General features: G+C 51.7%; 14 protein-coding genes. 5 read left to right on the top strand and 9 right to left on the bottom strand.

The window, feature by feature from the left end; all coding sequences use genetic code 11:
- Positions 1 to 199: 199 nt before the first annotated feature.
- From G163CM_RS05755 to G163CM_RS05745, 3 genes are all read right to left on the bottom strand, one after another.
- Complete coding sequence (locus tag G163CM_RS05755; RefSeq protein WP_231827199.1) at positions 200 to 664, bottom strand: adhesin; 465 nt, start codon at positions 662 to 664, stop codon at positions 200 to 202.
- 11 nt (positions 665 to 675) lie between these two features.
- Entirely contained in the window at positions 676 to 1089 is a 414-nt protein-coding gene (locus G163CM_RS05750; RefSeq protein ID WP_231827198.1) for a hypothetical protein, read from the bottom strand.
- 234 nt (positions 1090 to 1323) lie between these two features.
- Positions 1324 to 1722 (bottom strand): (R)-mandelonitrile lyase, encoded by a 399-nt coding sequence (locus G163CM_RS05745; RefSeq protein WP_231827197.1) that lies wholly within the window; start codon positions 1720 to 1722, stop codon positions 1324 to 1326.
- Positions 1723 to 2051: 329 nt separating this feature from the next.
- Between G163CM_RS05745 and ansP the strand changes: the two genes are divergently transcribed.
- Positions 2052 to 3494, top strand: coding sequence for an L-asparagine permease (gene ansP / locus G163CM_RS05740; protein WP_231827196.1), 1443 nt, complete (start codon positions 2052 to 2054; stop codon positions 3492 to 3494).
- A gap of 47 nt (positions 3495 to 3541) precedes the next feature.
- Here ansP and yncE read toward each other — a convergent pair whose 3' ends face one another.
- The gene (gene yncE, locus G163CM_RS05735; protein ID WP_231827195.1) at positions 3542 to 4603 is read right to left on the bottom strand and encodes a 7-bladed beta-propeller protein YncE; all 1062 of its coding nucleotides are present in this window, start codon (positions 4601 to 4603) and stop codon (positions 3542 to 3544) included.
- 259 nt (positions 4604 to 4862) lie between these two features.
- Between yncE and pqqU the strand changes: the two genes are divergently transcribed.
- The gene (gene pqqU, locus G163CM_RS05730; RefSeq protein WP_231827194.1) at positions 4863 to 6974 is read left to right on the top strand and encodes a TonB-dependent receptor PqqU; all 2112 of its coding nucleotides are present in this window, start codon (positions 4863 to 4865) and stop codon (positions 6972 to 6974) included.
- A gap of 106 nt (positions 6975 to 7080) precedes the next feature.
- On the opposite strand, the gene G163CM_RS05725 is transcribed toward pqqU, so the two are convergent.
- The 3 genes from G163CM_RS05725 to G163CM_RS05715 all read right to left on the bottom strand — a co-directional run bounded on the left by G163CM_RS05725 (position 7081) and on the right by G163CM_RS05715 (position 9659).
- Entirely contained in the window at positions 7081 to 7740 is a 660-nt protein-coding gene (locus G163CM_RS05725) for a GntR family transcriptional regulator (RefSeq protein WP_231827193.1), read from the bottom strand.
- Between the two features lie 229 nt (positions 7741 to 7969).
- A complete protein-coding gene (locus G163CM_RS05720; RefSeq protein ID WP_231827192.1) occupies positions 7970 to 9007 on the bottom strand; it encodes an NADP-dependent oxidoreductase in 1038 nt (345 codons plus the stop codon).
- 76 nt (positions 9008 to 9083) lie between these two features.
- Positions 9084 to 9659: a helix-turn-helix domain-containing protein gene (locus tag G163CM_RS05715; protein ID WP_015964332.1), complete on the bottom strand. Its 576-nt coding sequence runs from the start codon at positions 9657 to 9659 to the stop codon at positions 9084 to 9086.
- 39 nt (positions 9660 to 9698) lie between these two features.
- Between G163CM_RS05715 and G163CM_RS05710 the strand changes: the two genes are divergently transcribed.
- Positions 9699 to 10217: a GNAT family N-acetyltransferase gene (locus G163CM_RS05710; protein WP_231827191.1), complete on the top strand. Its 519-nt coding sequence runs from the start codon at positions 9699 to 9701 to the stop codon at positions 10215 to 10217.
- Positions 10214 to 10663, top strand: coding sequence for a DMT family transporter (locus G163CM_RS05705; RefSeq protein WP_231827190.1), 450 nt, complete (start codon positions 10214 to 10216; stop codon positions 10661 to 10663). Before G163CM_RS05710 ends, G163CM_RS05705 begins: the two co-directional genes overlap by 4 nt.
- Before the next feature lie 3 nt (positions 10664 to 10666).
- On the opposite strand, the gene G163CM_RS05700 is transcribed toward G163CM_RS05705, so the two are convergent.
- Both G163CM_RS05700 and G163CM_RS05695 read right to left on the bottom strand, forming a co-directional pair.
- Positions 10667 to 10900 carry a YdcY family protein gene (locus G163CM_RS05700; RefSeq protein ID WP_015964329.1) on the bottom strand — a complete coding sequence of 78 codons (234 nt, stop codon included), beginning with the start codon at positions 10898 to 10900 and terminating at the stop codon, positions 10667 to 10669.
- A 9-nt stretch (positions 10901 to 10909) separates the two neighbouring features.
- Positions 10910 to 12508 (bottom strand): ABC transporter substrate-binding protein, encoded by a 1599-nt coding sequence (locus G163CM_RS05695; RefSeq protein ID WP_231827189.1) that lies wholly within the window; start codon positions 12506 to 12508, stop codon positions 10910 to 10912.
- 241 nt (positions 12509 to 12749) lie between these two features.
- Here G163CM_RS05695 and G163CM_RS05690 point away from each other — a divergent pair, with 241 nt between their 5' ends.
- Positions 12750 to 13967, top strand: a complete 1218-nt coding sequence (locus G163CM_RS05690; RefSeq protein ID WP_231827188.1) for an SrfA family protein — start codon at positions 12750 to 12752, stop codon at positions 13965 to 13967.
- Position 13968: the final 1 nt, after the last annotated feature.

Raw genomic sequence — 13968 nt, 5'->3', positions numbered from 1 at the left:
TGGCGTTTTTTAATCGAAGTTGCAAAGCTCAGCCTATTATCACCACCTTACGCTATAATGGTTTTTTGATAATGATGTTTTTATCGGGATACATTTCGCAGCTATCTATGCTATTAAGAGTTGCATTAATTTAGTGAGTTAATTTCATCCTTTTTTTTTAATAATCACGCTAGAGTCATTTTAACATTAGTAAACACACTCACTCCCCACAATACCCCTCCATCTCAACCCGCTTCTCAACACCTTTCGTTTTAATCATCATCACAAACTTATAATCACTTCCCTCATCGTCCGCGGTTTCAGGGTGAATTCGCGTTTGTTGCGCATTCAGCGTGATATCGCCGTTGGAATACGCCGCCGAATGTTCACTTGATATGACTTGCTTTAACCTCGTTTCTACACCATTTAACTTCATCACGGCGTAGTAGTCACATTCTTTTGCCCCCAACGGGCAGTACGCACCCTCGATATATTCTACGTTGCTGGCATCGGTTTTTCCTGAACGGCTCAGCATACACGCCGTATGCGCAAGGTCATTTCCCGCATCCGGGCTCAGGGTACCAATGATGATATTTTCGTTTGGTTTGGTCTCAGTACGCGTCGCGGTGCAAGGTATTACCACCGTCGTCATCAATACAAATGCGATCGTGATTTGTTTAAACATCTCTATATCCTTCATACATCCATCAATTCTGCAAATTCTATAATAATGTTATCGATATAAGACTGGTCCAGCATTGTCTCCCCTTGAACACAAATTTCTGAACGCAATACGGCAGGCAATCTGAATTTCAGATAATAAGTTTCATAAGGTTGCATGATTTTTCCGATAACAATGATGCCAGTTTCATTCATCGGGGCGAAAGAAATCTCATCACAAATATCATTGTCTTTTAAAAGGATTAGGTCTTTTAGAAATTTATCCAGTTCGCCTGTATAGCATTGCCATACTTGCGAATAGCGTATGCCTTGCGATTCAAATGTGAATAGCAGGTCATAACATTCACGATAAAAATCGAACTGCGGCGCATTTTCAATTTTCCCTATCGTTGTAATAGATAAATGTATTTCGCTGTTGGTAATTTGCATATTTCCCTTCAGAATTCATGCATATCATGAATCATTATTCATAAATCATTGCTATTAATCATTCATCCGCGCGCTACCGCCCTGCCCTGATCACCATTATCTGCACATCTAAAGTGTATACTTCTCCTTTCACGCTTTGAACTCATAGGAAAATTTTAAGATTGCATTAATTCTGGAGAATAAAAAAGCGAGCCCCCGTAGGATAGCTCGCTCTTATGTATATTCAGGCTAACATTAACAGCCTTTATATTGTTCCTCTGTCACATGCTCAAGCCAGGTGACCGGGCTGCCGTTCTCGGCTTCGGCAATGGCGATATGGGTCATTGCCGTTTCGGCACACGCACCATGCCAGTGTTTGACCTCTGGTGGGATCCACGCGATATCCCCCTGATTTAACACTTCCGGCGCTTTCCCCCACTCCTGTAACCAACCGCGCCCCTGGGTCACAATTAACGTCTGGCCCAATGGATGCGTATGCCAGGCGGTGCGCGCGCCGGGTTCAAACGTCACCGTTGCCCCACCCACTTTGGCGGGGTCTTCAGCCTGGAAAGGCGCATCGATTCTGACCGTGCCGGTAAACCAGTTTTCCGGGCCTTTAACTGACGGCAGCGATCCACTACGAATAATTTTCATCGGTTTCTCCTTACGTTGTGCTTTATACCGTAGCGCATCCAGGCGACAAGTATTAGCCCGGCAAATGTGAAAGGAGCCATGAGCAGAATTCATAAATCGTTAAGTTTGCTGAATCGACAGCAACCAGGCTGTGAGCGGCCCTGAGAACCTGCATCTATATTTTGCGTCAATATGGCGTTTTGTGTAGGATGCAGCGCCATGTTTGTCTTATCTCTGCATCAGAAACGTGAGAAAGACAGCATTATTTGCTATCCACGCAATCGTTTGTTATTGCGCGGGGTAACAGGACATCCGTGAAGGATTTAGACAGGTAAGCAGGTATAAATTTAATGAATACAAAGCACAACACCACCGAGGAGCAGCGTGCGGCGAAACGCCGTTGGCTGAACTCCCATGAAGAGGGTTATCACAAAGCGATGGGCAATCGTCAGATCCAGATGATTGCTATCGGCGGCGCGATTGGTACCGGCCTGTTTCTCGGCGCGGGCGCACGTTTACAGATGGCGGGGCCGTCGCTGGCTATCGTCTATCTGGTGTGCGGGATCTTCTCTTTCTTTATACTGCGCGCATTGGGTGAACTGGTATTACACCGCCCTTCCAGCGGCAGTTTCGTTTCATATGCCCGCGAATTTTTGGGTGAAAAAGCCGCGTACGTCGCAGGCTGGATGTATTTCGTCAACTGGGCGATGACCGGGATCGTCGACATCACCGCCGTCGCCCTCTATATGCATTACTGGGGCGCGTTTGGCGATGTACCACAGTGGGTGTTTGCGCTGGGCGCGCTGGCGATCGTCGGCACCATGAACATGATCGGCGTAAAATGGTTTGCCGAAATGGAGTTCTGGTTCGCACTGGTGAAAGTGCTGGCCATCGTCGCCTTCCTGATTGTCGGCACGATTTTCCTCGGCAGCGGTAAACCGCTTGACGGGAACGCCACCGGCTTCCACCTCATCACCGATAATGGCGGATTCTTCCCGCACGGCCTGCTGCCTGCGCTGGTACTGGTTCAGGGCGTAGTCTTCGCTTTTGCCTCTATTGAACTGGTTGGCACCGCTGCCGGCGAAGCGAAAGATCCAGAGAACACCGTGCCGCGCGCCATCAACAGCGTTATCTGGCGTATCGGCCTGTTCTATGTCGGTTCTGTCGTGCTGCTGGTTCTGCTGCTGCCGTGGAACGCCTATCAGGCAGGCCAGAGCCCGTTTGTCACCTTCTTCTCAAAACTCGGCGTGCCGTATATGGGCGATGTGATGAACGTAGTGGTCCTGACTGCGGCGCTCTCCAGCCTGAACTCGGGCCTCTATTCAACCGGGCGTATTCTGCGTTCGATGTCGATGGGCGGTTCCGCACCGAAGTTCATGTCCAAAATGAGCCGCCAGCACGTGCCTTACGCGGGTATCCTGGCGACGTTGGGCGTCTATGTGGTCGGCGTATTCCTGAACTATCTGGTGCCGTCCCAGGTGTTTGAAATTGTCCTGAACGTGGCATCGCTGGGGATTATTGCTTCCTGGGCCTTTATCGTGGTCTGCCAGATGCGTCTGCGCAAAGCGATTAAAGAAGGTAAAGCGGCGGATATCAGCTTTAAGTTACCGGGCGCACCGTTCACCTCATGGCTCACGCTGCTGTTCCTGTTCAGCGTGCTGGTGCTGATGGCGTTTGACTATCCAAATGGTACCTACACCATTGGCTCAATTCCGGTGATTGCAGTACTGCTGGTTGCGGGTTGGTTTGGCGTACGTAAGCGCGTGCATGAGATTCATCGCTCTGCGCCATAATTGATATAAGAGAATAAAAAAGCGGCTGATTAGCCGCTTTTTTTATATTACAGCGCGATACGAATCACATCGTCCGGCTGAGTCGCTTCTTTCTCGCGAGTCGATTCCTGTTTCACGCTCACGTACAGGGTTTTGCCATCGCCAGAAAGCGCCAGGCTGTTCGGGAAGGTTGGCGTTTTGATGGTTTTGGTTACCTTGTAGGTTTTCGCATCAATCACCGTCACGGTACCCGCTTTACGCTGCGTCACGTAAACTTCATCACGAGTTGGGTTGTAGAGTACGCCCAGGGATTCCGGCGTATCGATAGTCGCCAGTACCTTGCCAGACTTCAGATCAACCGCCAGCACCTGCGGTGCTTTAGAGTCGGTGATAAACGCACGCTGACCTGCGGTGTCCAGGCTGATGTTAATATAGAAGTGCTCTTTGCCATCGTCCTGAAGTTTCTTACGCTCCAGCACTTTATTGCTCGCGGTGTCGATAGTCACCAGCTCGCCGTCACCGTTGGTCACATACAGACGCTGCTTGTCTGCATCCACAGCCAGGCCGGTGCCCATTTTACCGGTATTTTCGATGGTCGCTTTCAGCGCCAGTTTCTCGCCGTCAATCGCCCAAACTACGCTCTCTTTACCTAACCCGGTCACGTAAACGGTGTTGGTTTTCTCATCTACAGCCAGTTCACGCGTTGCCAGCGGGCGCACGGTTTCGCTGCGTTTGCGGTTATCCAGAACCAGACGCCCCTTCACATCACCGGTTTTCGCGTCAATCGCCGTCACGGTGCTGTTAGTGGTATTGCCAAACCAGAGGGTCTGGGTCTGGTTATTAATCGTGGCGCCGAACGGTTTTAAATCGTTATGAATAATCTGGGTAACTTCCAGCGTCACCGGGTCAAGACGGTAAACAATGCCGCCTTTATCGAGTTTACGGCTCTGTGATGTAGCCAGCCAGAGCGCATTTTCCTGCTGGCTATAGGCCATTTCATAAGCCCCTTTGCCGACCGCTTTGCGCAGCATCTCGTCGGCGGCATGAGCGCTGAAGCTACCTGCCAGTAACAGAGTGCTCAGTAATAACGAACGACGCAGACGCGGTGCAGACAATTGACGTAATGACATGACGACTCCCTTTGATGGACCAATATGTTACTGCTTCACAAGGCTTCTTTACTTCATCGCGTCATTGCACGACGTTTTATAGATGCGAATAGTAATCATTAATCAGCAGAAAGTGGAGCCTTAATTCCCTGTTGCAGGTAAAAATTTTCATCTTTTGACATCATGTTTAACGCAAAGTGCCACTAAGATTTTCAATATGTTTACATAAGTATTAACATAACCAGGAAATGTTCCATTTGGTTCGTCTTGCGGGTTTCTAATGAAAATCATAAATGTACATTCAGCATCGCTTCCGGCGCTTCTCTTACCGCTCATTTTCTCGCCTGCTCTTTTTGCAGCCGATGAGCAAACGATCATCGTTACAGCGGCACCACAGACTTTGTCAGAACTGGATACCCCGGCGGCCGTAAGCGTGGTCGATGGCGAGGAGATGCGTCACGCTGCGCCGCGCGTGAATCTCTCTGAGTCCCTTGGCGCAGTACCCGGTTTGCAGGTGCAAAACCGCCAGAACTATGCGCAGGATCTCCAGCTGTCGATTCGTGGCTTTGGTGCGCGTTCAACCTTCGGCGTGCGCGGGCTGCGTCTCTACGTTGACGGCATTCCCGCCACCATGCCGGATGGTCAGGGGCAGACCTCTAATATTGACATCAACAGCGTCGAAAGTATCGATGTCCTGCGTGGGCCCTTCTCGGCGCTGTACGGGAACTCCTCCGGCGGTGTGATCAACGTCAACACGCAAACCGGGCAGCAGCCGGGTACCATCGAAGCCAGCAGCTATTACGGCAGTTTTGGTAGCTGGCGATATGGCCTGAAAGCCTCCGGCGCAGTGGGCGACGGCACGCAGGCAGGTGACGTCGATTACACCGTCTCCACCAGCCGTTTTTCGACGCACGGCTACCGCGATCGTAGCGGTGCGCAGAAAAATCTCGCTAACGCCAAACTGGGTGTACGCATTGATGACGCCAGCAAACTGACGCTGCTGTTTAACAGCGTCGATATTAAAGCCGATGATGCTGGTGGGCTTACTGAGAGCGAATGGCGCGATAACCCGCAACAGTCGCCTCGCGCCGAGCAGTACCACACCCGTAAAACCATCAAGCAAACGCAGGCAGGCTTACGCTACGATCGTCAGTTAACGGAAAACGATGATCTGAGCATGATGCTCTACGCCGGCGAGCGCGAAACCACGCAGTACCAGTCTATTCCACGCGCGCCACAGCTTAACCCTACTCATGCAGGTGGCGTGATTGAACTCACCCGTCATTATCAGGGCATTGATACCCGCTGGACGCACCGGGGCGAACTGCTGGTGCCGGTGACCTTCACCACCGGGCTCGATTATGAAAATATGAGCGAACAGCGCAAGGGTTATGAAAACTTTGTGATGAACGGCAGCACGCCGGAGTACGGTCAGAAAGGCGACTTGCGCCGCAACGAACGTAACCTGATGTGGAACCTCGACCCCTACCTGCAAACCCAGTGGCAATTGACGGATAAACTGAGCCTGGATGCCGGGGTACGCTATAGTTCTGTTTGGTTTGATTCCAACGATCGCTACATCACCCCTGAGAATGGCAACGACAGCGGCGACGCCAACTATCACAAATGGTTGCCCGCCGGTTCACTGAAGTACGCCATCACCGATGCGTGGAATGTCTATCTTTCTGCCGGGCGCGGTTTCGAAACGCCGACCATCAACGAGCTTTCTTATCGCTCCGATGGGAAAAGTGGTTTGAATTTCGATCTTAAACCGTCGACCAATGACACCGTCGAAATTGGCAGTAAAACCCGTATCGGCAACGGGTTGCTCTCAGTTGCCCTCTTCCAGACCAACACCGATAACGAGATTGTCACCGATGCCAGCAGCGGCGGGCGCACCAGCTATAAAAACGCTGGGAAAACACGCCGACAGGGCGCAGAACTGTCGCTTGATCAACGCTTTGCTGAGAACTGGCGTGCGAAAGCCGCATGGACCTATCTGGATGCAACCTATCGCACCAACGTATGTGACGATAGCAACTGTAACGGCAATCGTATGCCGGGGATCGCGCGCAATATGGGATTTGCCTCACTGGGATATGAACCAGAAAGCGGCTGGTACGCCGGGGGCGATATTCGTTATCTGAGCGATATCATGGCGAATGATGAAAACACCGCTAAAGCGCCATCGTGGACGGTCGTCGGTCTGAATACCGGATATAAATTCAACATTAGCAAGGTGAACATAGACGTCTTCGGTCGCGTGGATAACCTGTTTGATCGCGAGTATGTCGGTTCCGTCATCGTTAACGAATCAAATGGCCGCTACTACGAACCCGCTCCGGGACGTAATTACGGCGTGGGCTTAAACGTGGGCTGGACGTTCGAGTAAATCAAACCCAACCCTCGTCCCTGTGGGATGAGGGTTTTCTCTAACAATATTTGATGTTTACTAAATTTGACGCATTGAGTTTATCTGTACTAATTAATTTCTGAAATTAATTAGTATATTGTTTCTGTATAATCGCCCCACTTTCATCAATAACCTCGCAGATAGCTTCATAACTTTCCACCTGCGCGCCTTTCGATAACGCTAAAAGTAATGCGCGATAAAACTCACGCTGAAAGAATTGTTCATCCGCATGCGGGTATAAATAATTGAAGCTGGGGCCAATGCGAACCCACAGTTGCTCAATTAGCGCAGTTAATGTTGGCATTTCAGCAAATTCATAGAGACAAAAACGAAACTGATAATTTGACTGTAACGTTTTAGCTATGTCGCCGCTGCTTTTAATTGAGTGAAACTCTTCGACTAATCGATGTAATCGGCTTACTTTTTCTACGGTCATTTTTTCAGACGCCGCCGCTGCCGCCATTCCTTCCAGCTTTTTGCGGATTATCTGAATTTCATTATAACGCGCCAGATTAAGCTCCGGGACTAAAAACGCCTGAGCTGGGGCCGCGTACAGCGCACCGGACGAGACCAGACGCAGCAAAGCTTCACGCACAGGGGTAATACTAATCCCCTGGCTTTCCGCGATATCTTTCGTCACCAGTCGCGCGCCGGGTTTTAGCGCGCCGATAATTAATGCATTTTTTAAATTTTGTTCTACCTGTTGAGTCAGACTCAATCTTTGCGCTTTGGCAAAATCAAACATAATAATGGTCGCTCTCATCGTCATGACCCAATACAGGGCCATATCTCAAATACGGTTATTGACTACCTGACGGTGTTGCATTTCCTGATGATGGCGAGAGAATCAATTACGTAAAAATCATGCTTTTTGCTGAGCGTTTTATATAAACGCTTCTGTTACACTATATTAAAGCGGTTTATGATATTTTTGCACGAAAAAAAACGGCGTATCACCTACGCCGTTTCAATCTTTACTTATCGTTAGCGAGGCGAATAACGACTTTGCCGAAATTTTCCCCTTTTAACAGCCCGATTAACGCCGCAGGCGCATTCTCCAGGCCATCAATAATTTGTTCACGGTATTTTATTTTTCCTTCCTGCACCCAGCGGCCCATCTCCTCCTGAAACTCACCGATCCGATGTCCATAGTCCTGGCCAATGATAAAGCCCTGCATGCGGATCCGTTTTTTCAACAAAGTGCCCATCAGCAGCGGCAGCCTGTCGGGGCCATCAGGAAGGTCGGTAGCGTTATAACCGCTCACCAGGCCACATACCGGCACGCGTGCCGAAGTATTAAGCAGTGGCAATACGGCATCAAAAACCTTACCGCCTACGTTTTCGTAGTACACATCAATCCCTGCCGGACAGGCGCTGGCAAGCTGTTCGGCAAAATCCTTCGCCCGGTGGTCGATACAGAGATCAAACCCCAATACCTCCACCGCATGACGGCATTTCTCTGGCCCGCCCGCAATGCCCACCACGCGGCAGCCTTTCAGTTTACCGATTTGCCCCACCGTCGCCCCAACCGGGCCCGTGGCAGCAGCCACTACCAGCGTTTCGCCCACCTTAGGCTGGCCGATATCGAGCAGGCCCATATAGGCGGTAAAGCCCGGCATGCCCAGAATACCGAGTGACCAGGAAGGATGTTCCGGCGCATCGCCAAGTTTCACCAGCCCGTCACCGTTGGATACATCATAAGTTTGCCAACCGCTGTAACCCAGCACCCATTCACCCGTTTTAAAATTCGGATGACGCGATTGCTCTACCCGGCTAACGGTGCCGCCCACCATCACCGCGCCCAGTTCGACCGGCGGTGAGTAAGATGGCGCATCGCTCATTCGCCCACGCATATAGGGATCGAGTGAAAGATAGATTGTGCGTAGCAGCACTTCGCCCTCTGCGGGTTCAGGAACATTTGCCTCTTCAAGGCGGAAATCATCAGCAACCGGCTCACCGTGTGGGCGTGATGCCAGAACCCAGCGACGCTGGCGTAATGTCTCTTTGGTCATAACCTGTGCCTTTGTTTGAAAACCTGTACAGAGCGTAGCGTTGATTCGCACTTTACGTTTAACAATATGCGGCGCATCAGGCAGGAGGCGTGTTGAGCCTTACCACCAGATACGTACAGGCTTCTTTCGTCTCATTAATAAACCGGCAGTCGTTCGGCGGGCCAAGTTCAAGGCAATCCCCCGTTTTCATCTCATGGCGCGTATCGCCCTCGACAAAAACCAGCTCGCCTTTCGTCAGCCAGATCAATTGTCGCGCCAGGGCATAAGCCGAGGCAGGCATCGGAATATCGCTGCCCGCAGGCAGTTCGATTTGCACAAGATCAATCGGCATATCGCTACGCGGTGAAACATGACGGCGCAAATAATCCGTTTGCGGATCGTGCCAGACGGGCTGATCGGCAAAGCGCAGCAGTTTGCCCTCCTGCATTTCAGCTCGCGCAATCAGCGTCGACATGCTAATCCCAAAAGCACCGGACAAACGAGCCAACAGCGCCGCCGTCGGGCTGCTCTCGCCGCGTTCGATTTTATGGATCATGCCGCGAGAGACGCCCGCACGCTCGGTGAGATCGCTCAATGACCAGCCGCGTGATTCACGTTCGATACGAATTCTTGCACCGATCCGTTGATTTAAATTGTCTTCAATAGTATTCATATCGTTATACTATAGTGAACATTCTCTGAGGTTCAAGTCATGAGCATTCGTTTTGCGACGAAAGAAGATTGCGCGGCGATCGCCGAAATCTATAACCATGCCGTCGTGCATACCGCGGCTATCTGGAACGATAAAACCGTTGATACCGACAACCGTATCGCCTGGTTCGAAGCCCGCCAGTTCGCCCATTTCCCGGTGCTGGTGAGCGAAGAAAACGGCGTGGTGACCGGCTACTCATCCTATGGCGACTGGCGGGCCTTCGATGGTTTCCGCCATACGGTGGAACACTCGGTGTATGTTCACCCGGATCACCAGGGAAAAGGTCTTGGCCGCGCGCTGCTGGCTGCGTTGATAGAAGAAGCGCGTCGTCGTGGGAAGCACGTAATGGTGGCGGGTATCGAGGCGCAGAATGCCGCGTCTTTGCATCTGCATGAAACCTTAGGTTTCATCACGACCGGGCAGATGCCGCAAGTCGGTACCAAATTTGGCCGCTGGCTGGACCTCACCTTCATGCAACTACAGCTGGATAACCGCACCGATCCGGATGGAAAAGCATGAACAGCAGCCTCACCTTAGCGTTTCTGGTTGCCGCTGGCATTGGCCTGGTGATTCAGAATACGCTCATGGTGCGCATCACTCAGAGCTCCTCAACCATTCTGATTGCTATGCTGCTGAACTCGCTGGTCGGCATCGTGCTGTTTGTCAGTATTCTGCTGGTGAAGTACGGGCTGGCGGGCGCAAGTGAGCTGGTTTCTGCGGTAAAGTGGTGGACATTAATTCCGGGCCTGTTGGGGTCGTTTTTTGTTTTCGCCAGTATCAGTGGCTATCAATATGTGGGCGCGGCGACGACTATTGCGGTGCTGGTCGCCAGCCAGTTGATTGGCGGGCTGGTGATGGATATTGTGAAAAGTCAGGGAATTCCGTGGCGAGCGCTGGTAGGCCCGGTCTGCGGTGCGATACTGCTGGTGGTCGGCGCCTGGTTGGTGGCCAGACGCCAGTTTTGAGCATTACAGAATGGTGCCGCTACGGGTGAGTTGGTCGCGACGCGCCTCCTCATCCTCTTTATGCTGACGGCCATGATGCGCAATCGCTGTACGCAAGCGCTGCTGCTGCGTATAGCGATCGTCCCGGCTAAGCTCCGCGTCATCGCTGAGCACCACCAGCAGTTCATTCATATGAGCGATCACACTCTCATCAATCGCGGCGTCAACCCGCGCAATGACCTCATCCAGATGTGACATACACACTCCTTAATTGATTTTCGTTTTCGAAAAATCACTGCCCATCAGGCTGACGCTGTACCCCGTCACGTTACTGCGCGTCGCGTAGAACGTTTTTCCGTTCGCCAGCGCGATCCACGGCGCTTGCTGGTAGTAAATTTCCTGCGCCTGACCATAGAGCGCGGCGCGTTTTGCCGGATCGCTTGCGAGCAGTGCTTTTTTCACCAGCCCATCATACTCTTTATTACACCAGCGCGCGGCATTGGAGCCGGATTTAATACTGCCGCAACCCAGCAGCGTGCCGGCAAAGTTATCAGGATCGCCGTTATCCGACATCCAGCCAAACAGTGCGGTATCGTGCTCACCTTTACGCATCCCCGAGAGATATTCACCCCACTCATAGGATACAATTTTGGCTTTGACGCCCACTTTCGCCCAGTCGCTTTGAATCATCTCCGCAATACGCCGCGAATTTGGGTTATACGGGCGCTGCACCGGCATCGACCATAACGTCGCTTCAAAGCCTTTCTCCAGCCCCGCCTGTTTCAATAGCGCTTTTGCTTTTTTCGGGTCGTAAGTGTAGTCCTTAAGATTTTTGTCAAAGCCCAGCATATTCGGCGGGATCGGTGACTTCGCGACCGTACCGGAATCCAAAAATACGGCTTTGATAATGGCCTGTTTATCGGTGGCGTAGTTCAGGGCCTGGCGCACCAGCACATTATCAAACGGTTTTTTCTCGGTATTAAACGCCAGATAACCGACGTTCAGCGCATCGACTTTATGCAGGGTCAGATCTTTATTCTTGTTAATTTCCTCAAACTGGACCGGCGACGGTGCCGGGATAATCTGGCACTCGTTGGTTTGCAGTTTTGCCAGACGGGTTTGGACATTTGGCGTGATAGAGAAAATAAGGTGTTTCGTCGGCACTTCGCCATCCCAATAGTTCGGGTTGGCGATGTAACGAATGAGCGAGTCCACTTTGTACTGTTGCAACGCATACGGCCCGGTGCCAATCGGCCAGTTATCGACGTTTTCCGGGGTGCCCTTCTTCAACATTGCATCGGCATATTCAGCGGAAAGTATCGACGCGAAATCCATCCCCCAGTCAGCCAGAAACGCGGCGTTCGGTTCATTAAGGACAAACTGAACGTGATAATCATCGATCTTTTTCACCTCTTTAATCAGCGAATCCAGACCAACATCGTGGAAATATTCATAGCTGCCCTGCGAAACGTTATGGTATGGGTGACTGGCGTCCTTCTGGCGCAGCACAGAGAACACCACATCATCAGCGTTAAAGTCGCGGGTGGGTTTGAAGAATTTATTACTGTTGAATTTCACCCCCTGACGCAGGGTAAACGTATAGGTCAGCCCGTCCGGTGAAATTTTCCACTCGGTTGCCAGCGACGGTATCGGCGTATTTTTCACCGGGTCGAAATTGATCAAGCGGTTATATAACACCTGCGAACTGGCGACGAATGACGGGCCGGAACTGGCAATTTGCGGGTTAAAAGATTCAGGTGACGCTTCTGAACAGTAAATCAGCGTGTCGTTGTTCGCGGACCACGCCGCGCTTGCCGGTAATAATGCACTCAGCGCCAGCGCGAGAAGTGTTTTCCCTGTAGACATGGTTATAAGCCTTTCGATTTTATTATATGGGGTTTAATAACAGCACAGGGTGTCAGGACTGGCAAATAACGAATTTATCTCAGGATATGCAAAAGCGGTGGTGAATGCTGCTTTCTTCATCAGACTCGTTAAATTTCACTTAATACGCCGAGAAATAGCCATTTTGCCCCTCTCATTCACCGTTTGTTGTTATGCCCCATTGCGTAAAGTAATGACGTGAAGAAGTCTAAAGGGCAATAACGTGGCAAAAATTCTCTTACGCAGCGGAAATCTTGATGATTTTCAGGCGGTGGGCGGCGGCGGGCAGGCCGTGTTTGACTCGGCAAATCAGGTGCGCGAAACCCTTCGCCTGCGTAAACAATTCGTCGTATGTGACAGCCTGGCGATTCCGCAGCTAAATGATGAAGGCGACCGCGTTGACTGGTATTCGCCTGTTGAAGGCAGCGTAGTCAGCTGGAACGGTGCCAGTGAGGCTCAGCGCGAAGCTGCCCTGCGCTATCTTGATGCTCTCCAGCAAACGGTGTGGACGCTCTCTGGCAATTGTCAGCAATCGGGTAAACCCGCACAACAGCTCTTCGGCGCGCTGCTGGAAAACACATTGCAGTTTCCAGGCGCGAATCACCTTTTTCTGGTGAATGACAAACCGGTTATTTGTTTCTGGGGATTTGTGAACCTCAACCAAAGCGCGCGTGACGATGCTTTCGCCTGCCTGCGTATCGCTGAGGCAGAGCCGGGCATTGAACATCTTCCTGCCGACGACTCGCCCACTGAACCGATGCCAGCCTTTGCTCAGGCCGATATTCCGCTGCTTTACGAACAGGAATCGGCTTCAAATGTAGCCCCCATAATTCACCGCGCCGCCACGGCGCGAGGACGCTTACGTTGGGCGCTACCCTTCGCGGCGGCAATTTTTATGGCAGCGGTTGCAACGTTCTATTGGCCATCCGCGCCGTCGCCCGTACAGGCGGCGCAATCCCCGGTGGTTGGCACCCCAACGATGCCAATGCTCACCCGCACACTGCCCTTACAGTTAGCCAGCCACACCGAACAACCGGCCCTCGCGAAAGAAATTGTACTGGCCCCCATTGCTAAAGATGCGCTGGTGATGGAACCCAACCAGCTCCGCGCCGGAACGACACGTTTCCTGAACGGCAACTGGCGACTTTTGCTCGACATGAAAAATGCCCCGTCGCTGCGCTATCAGATTGAAAACAACAAAGGCACGGCCCGTCTGGTACACGGCGACAATGTCATCTGCCGGGTTGCTCTGTTCGCCGGGCTGCATCAGAACGGCGAACTGCTGATTAAAACACGCGGCACGGCGCGCTGTAGCGATGGGACCCGCTTCCCAATGCCTGAAATTAGCTGTAAAGCGAACACCTTTGATGTTGCCGCCTGTACCGCGCGCTATAGCGCAGACAAGAGCGTGCCTGTCACCTTTAAGAAAATCGGAGCCTGAC

This window comes from Pseudocitrobacter corydidari, assembly GCF_021172065.1.
Classification (GTDB): domain Bacteria; phylum Pseudomonadota; class Gammaproteobacteria; order Enterobacterales; family Enterobacteriaceae; genus Pseudocitrobacter; species Pseudocitrobacter corydidari.
This window is presented reverse-complemented; position numbering and strand designations above follow the sequence as displayed.

Bases quoted from the DNA above. Each gene is read 5' to 3' on its own strand.
- G163CM_RS05755 (WP_231827199.1), bottom strand. From the start codon at position 664: ATGTTTAAACAAATCACGATCGCATTTGTATTGATGACGACGGTGGTA.
- G163CM_RS05750 (WP_231827198.1), bottom strand. From the start codon at position 1,089: ATGCAAATTACCAACAGCGAAATACATTTATCTATTACAACGATAGGG.
- G163CM_RS05745 (WP_231827197.1), bottom strand. From the start codon at position 1,722: ATGAAAATTATTCGTAGTGGATCGCTGCCGTCAGTTAAAGGCCCGGAA.
- ansP (WP_231827196.1), top strand. From the start codon at position 2,052: ATGAATACAAAGCACAACACCACCGAGGAGCAGCGTGCGGCGAAACGC.
- yncE (WP_231827195.1), bottom strand. From the start codon at position 4,603: ATGTCATTACGTCAATTGTCTGCACCGCGTCTGCGTCGTTCGTTATTA.
- pqqU (WP_231827194.1), top strand. From the start codon at position 4,863: ATGAAAATCATAAATGTACATTCAGCATCGCTTCCGGCGCTTCTCTTA.
- G163CM_RS05725 (WP_231827193.1), bottom strand. From the start codon at position 7,740: ATGTTTGATTTTGCCAAAGCGCAAAGATTGAGTCTGACTCAACAGGTA.
- G163CM_RS05720 (WP_231827192.1), bottom strand. From the start codon at position 9,007: ATGACCAAAGAGACATTACGCCAGCGTCGCTGGGTTCTGGCATCACGC.
- G163CM_RS05715 (WP_015964332.1), bottom strand. From the start codon at position 9,659: ATGAATACTATTGAAGACAATTTAAATCAACGGATCGGTGCAAGAATT.
- G163CM_RS05710 (WP_231827191.1), top strand. From the start codon at position 9,699: ATGAGCATTCGTTTTGCGACGAAAGAAGATTGCGCGGCGATCGCCGAA.
- G163CM_RS05705 (WP_231827190.1), top strand. From the start codon at position 10,214: ATGAACAGCAGCCTCACCTTAGCGTTTCTGGTTGCCGCTGGCATTGGC.
- G163CM_RS05700 (WP_015964329.1), bottom strand. From the start codon at position 10,900: ATGTCACATCTGGATGAGGTCATTGCGCGGGTTGACGCCGCGATTGAT.
- G163CM_RS05695 (WP_231827189.1), bottom strand. From the start codon at position 12,508: ATGTCTACAGGGAAAACACTTCTCGCGCTGGCGCTGAGTGCATTATTA.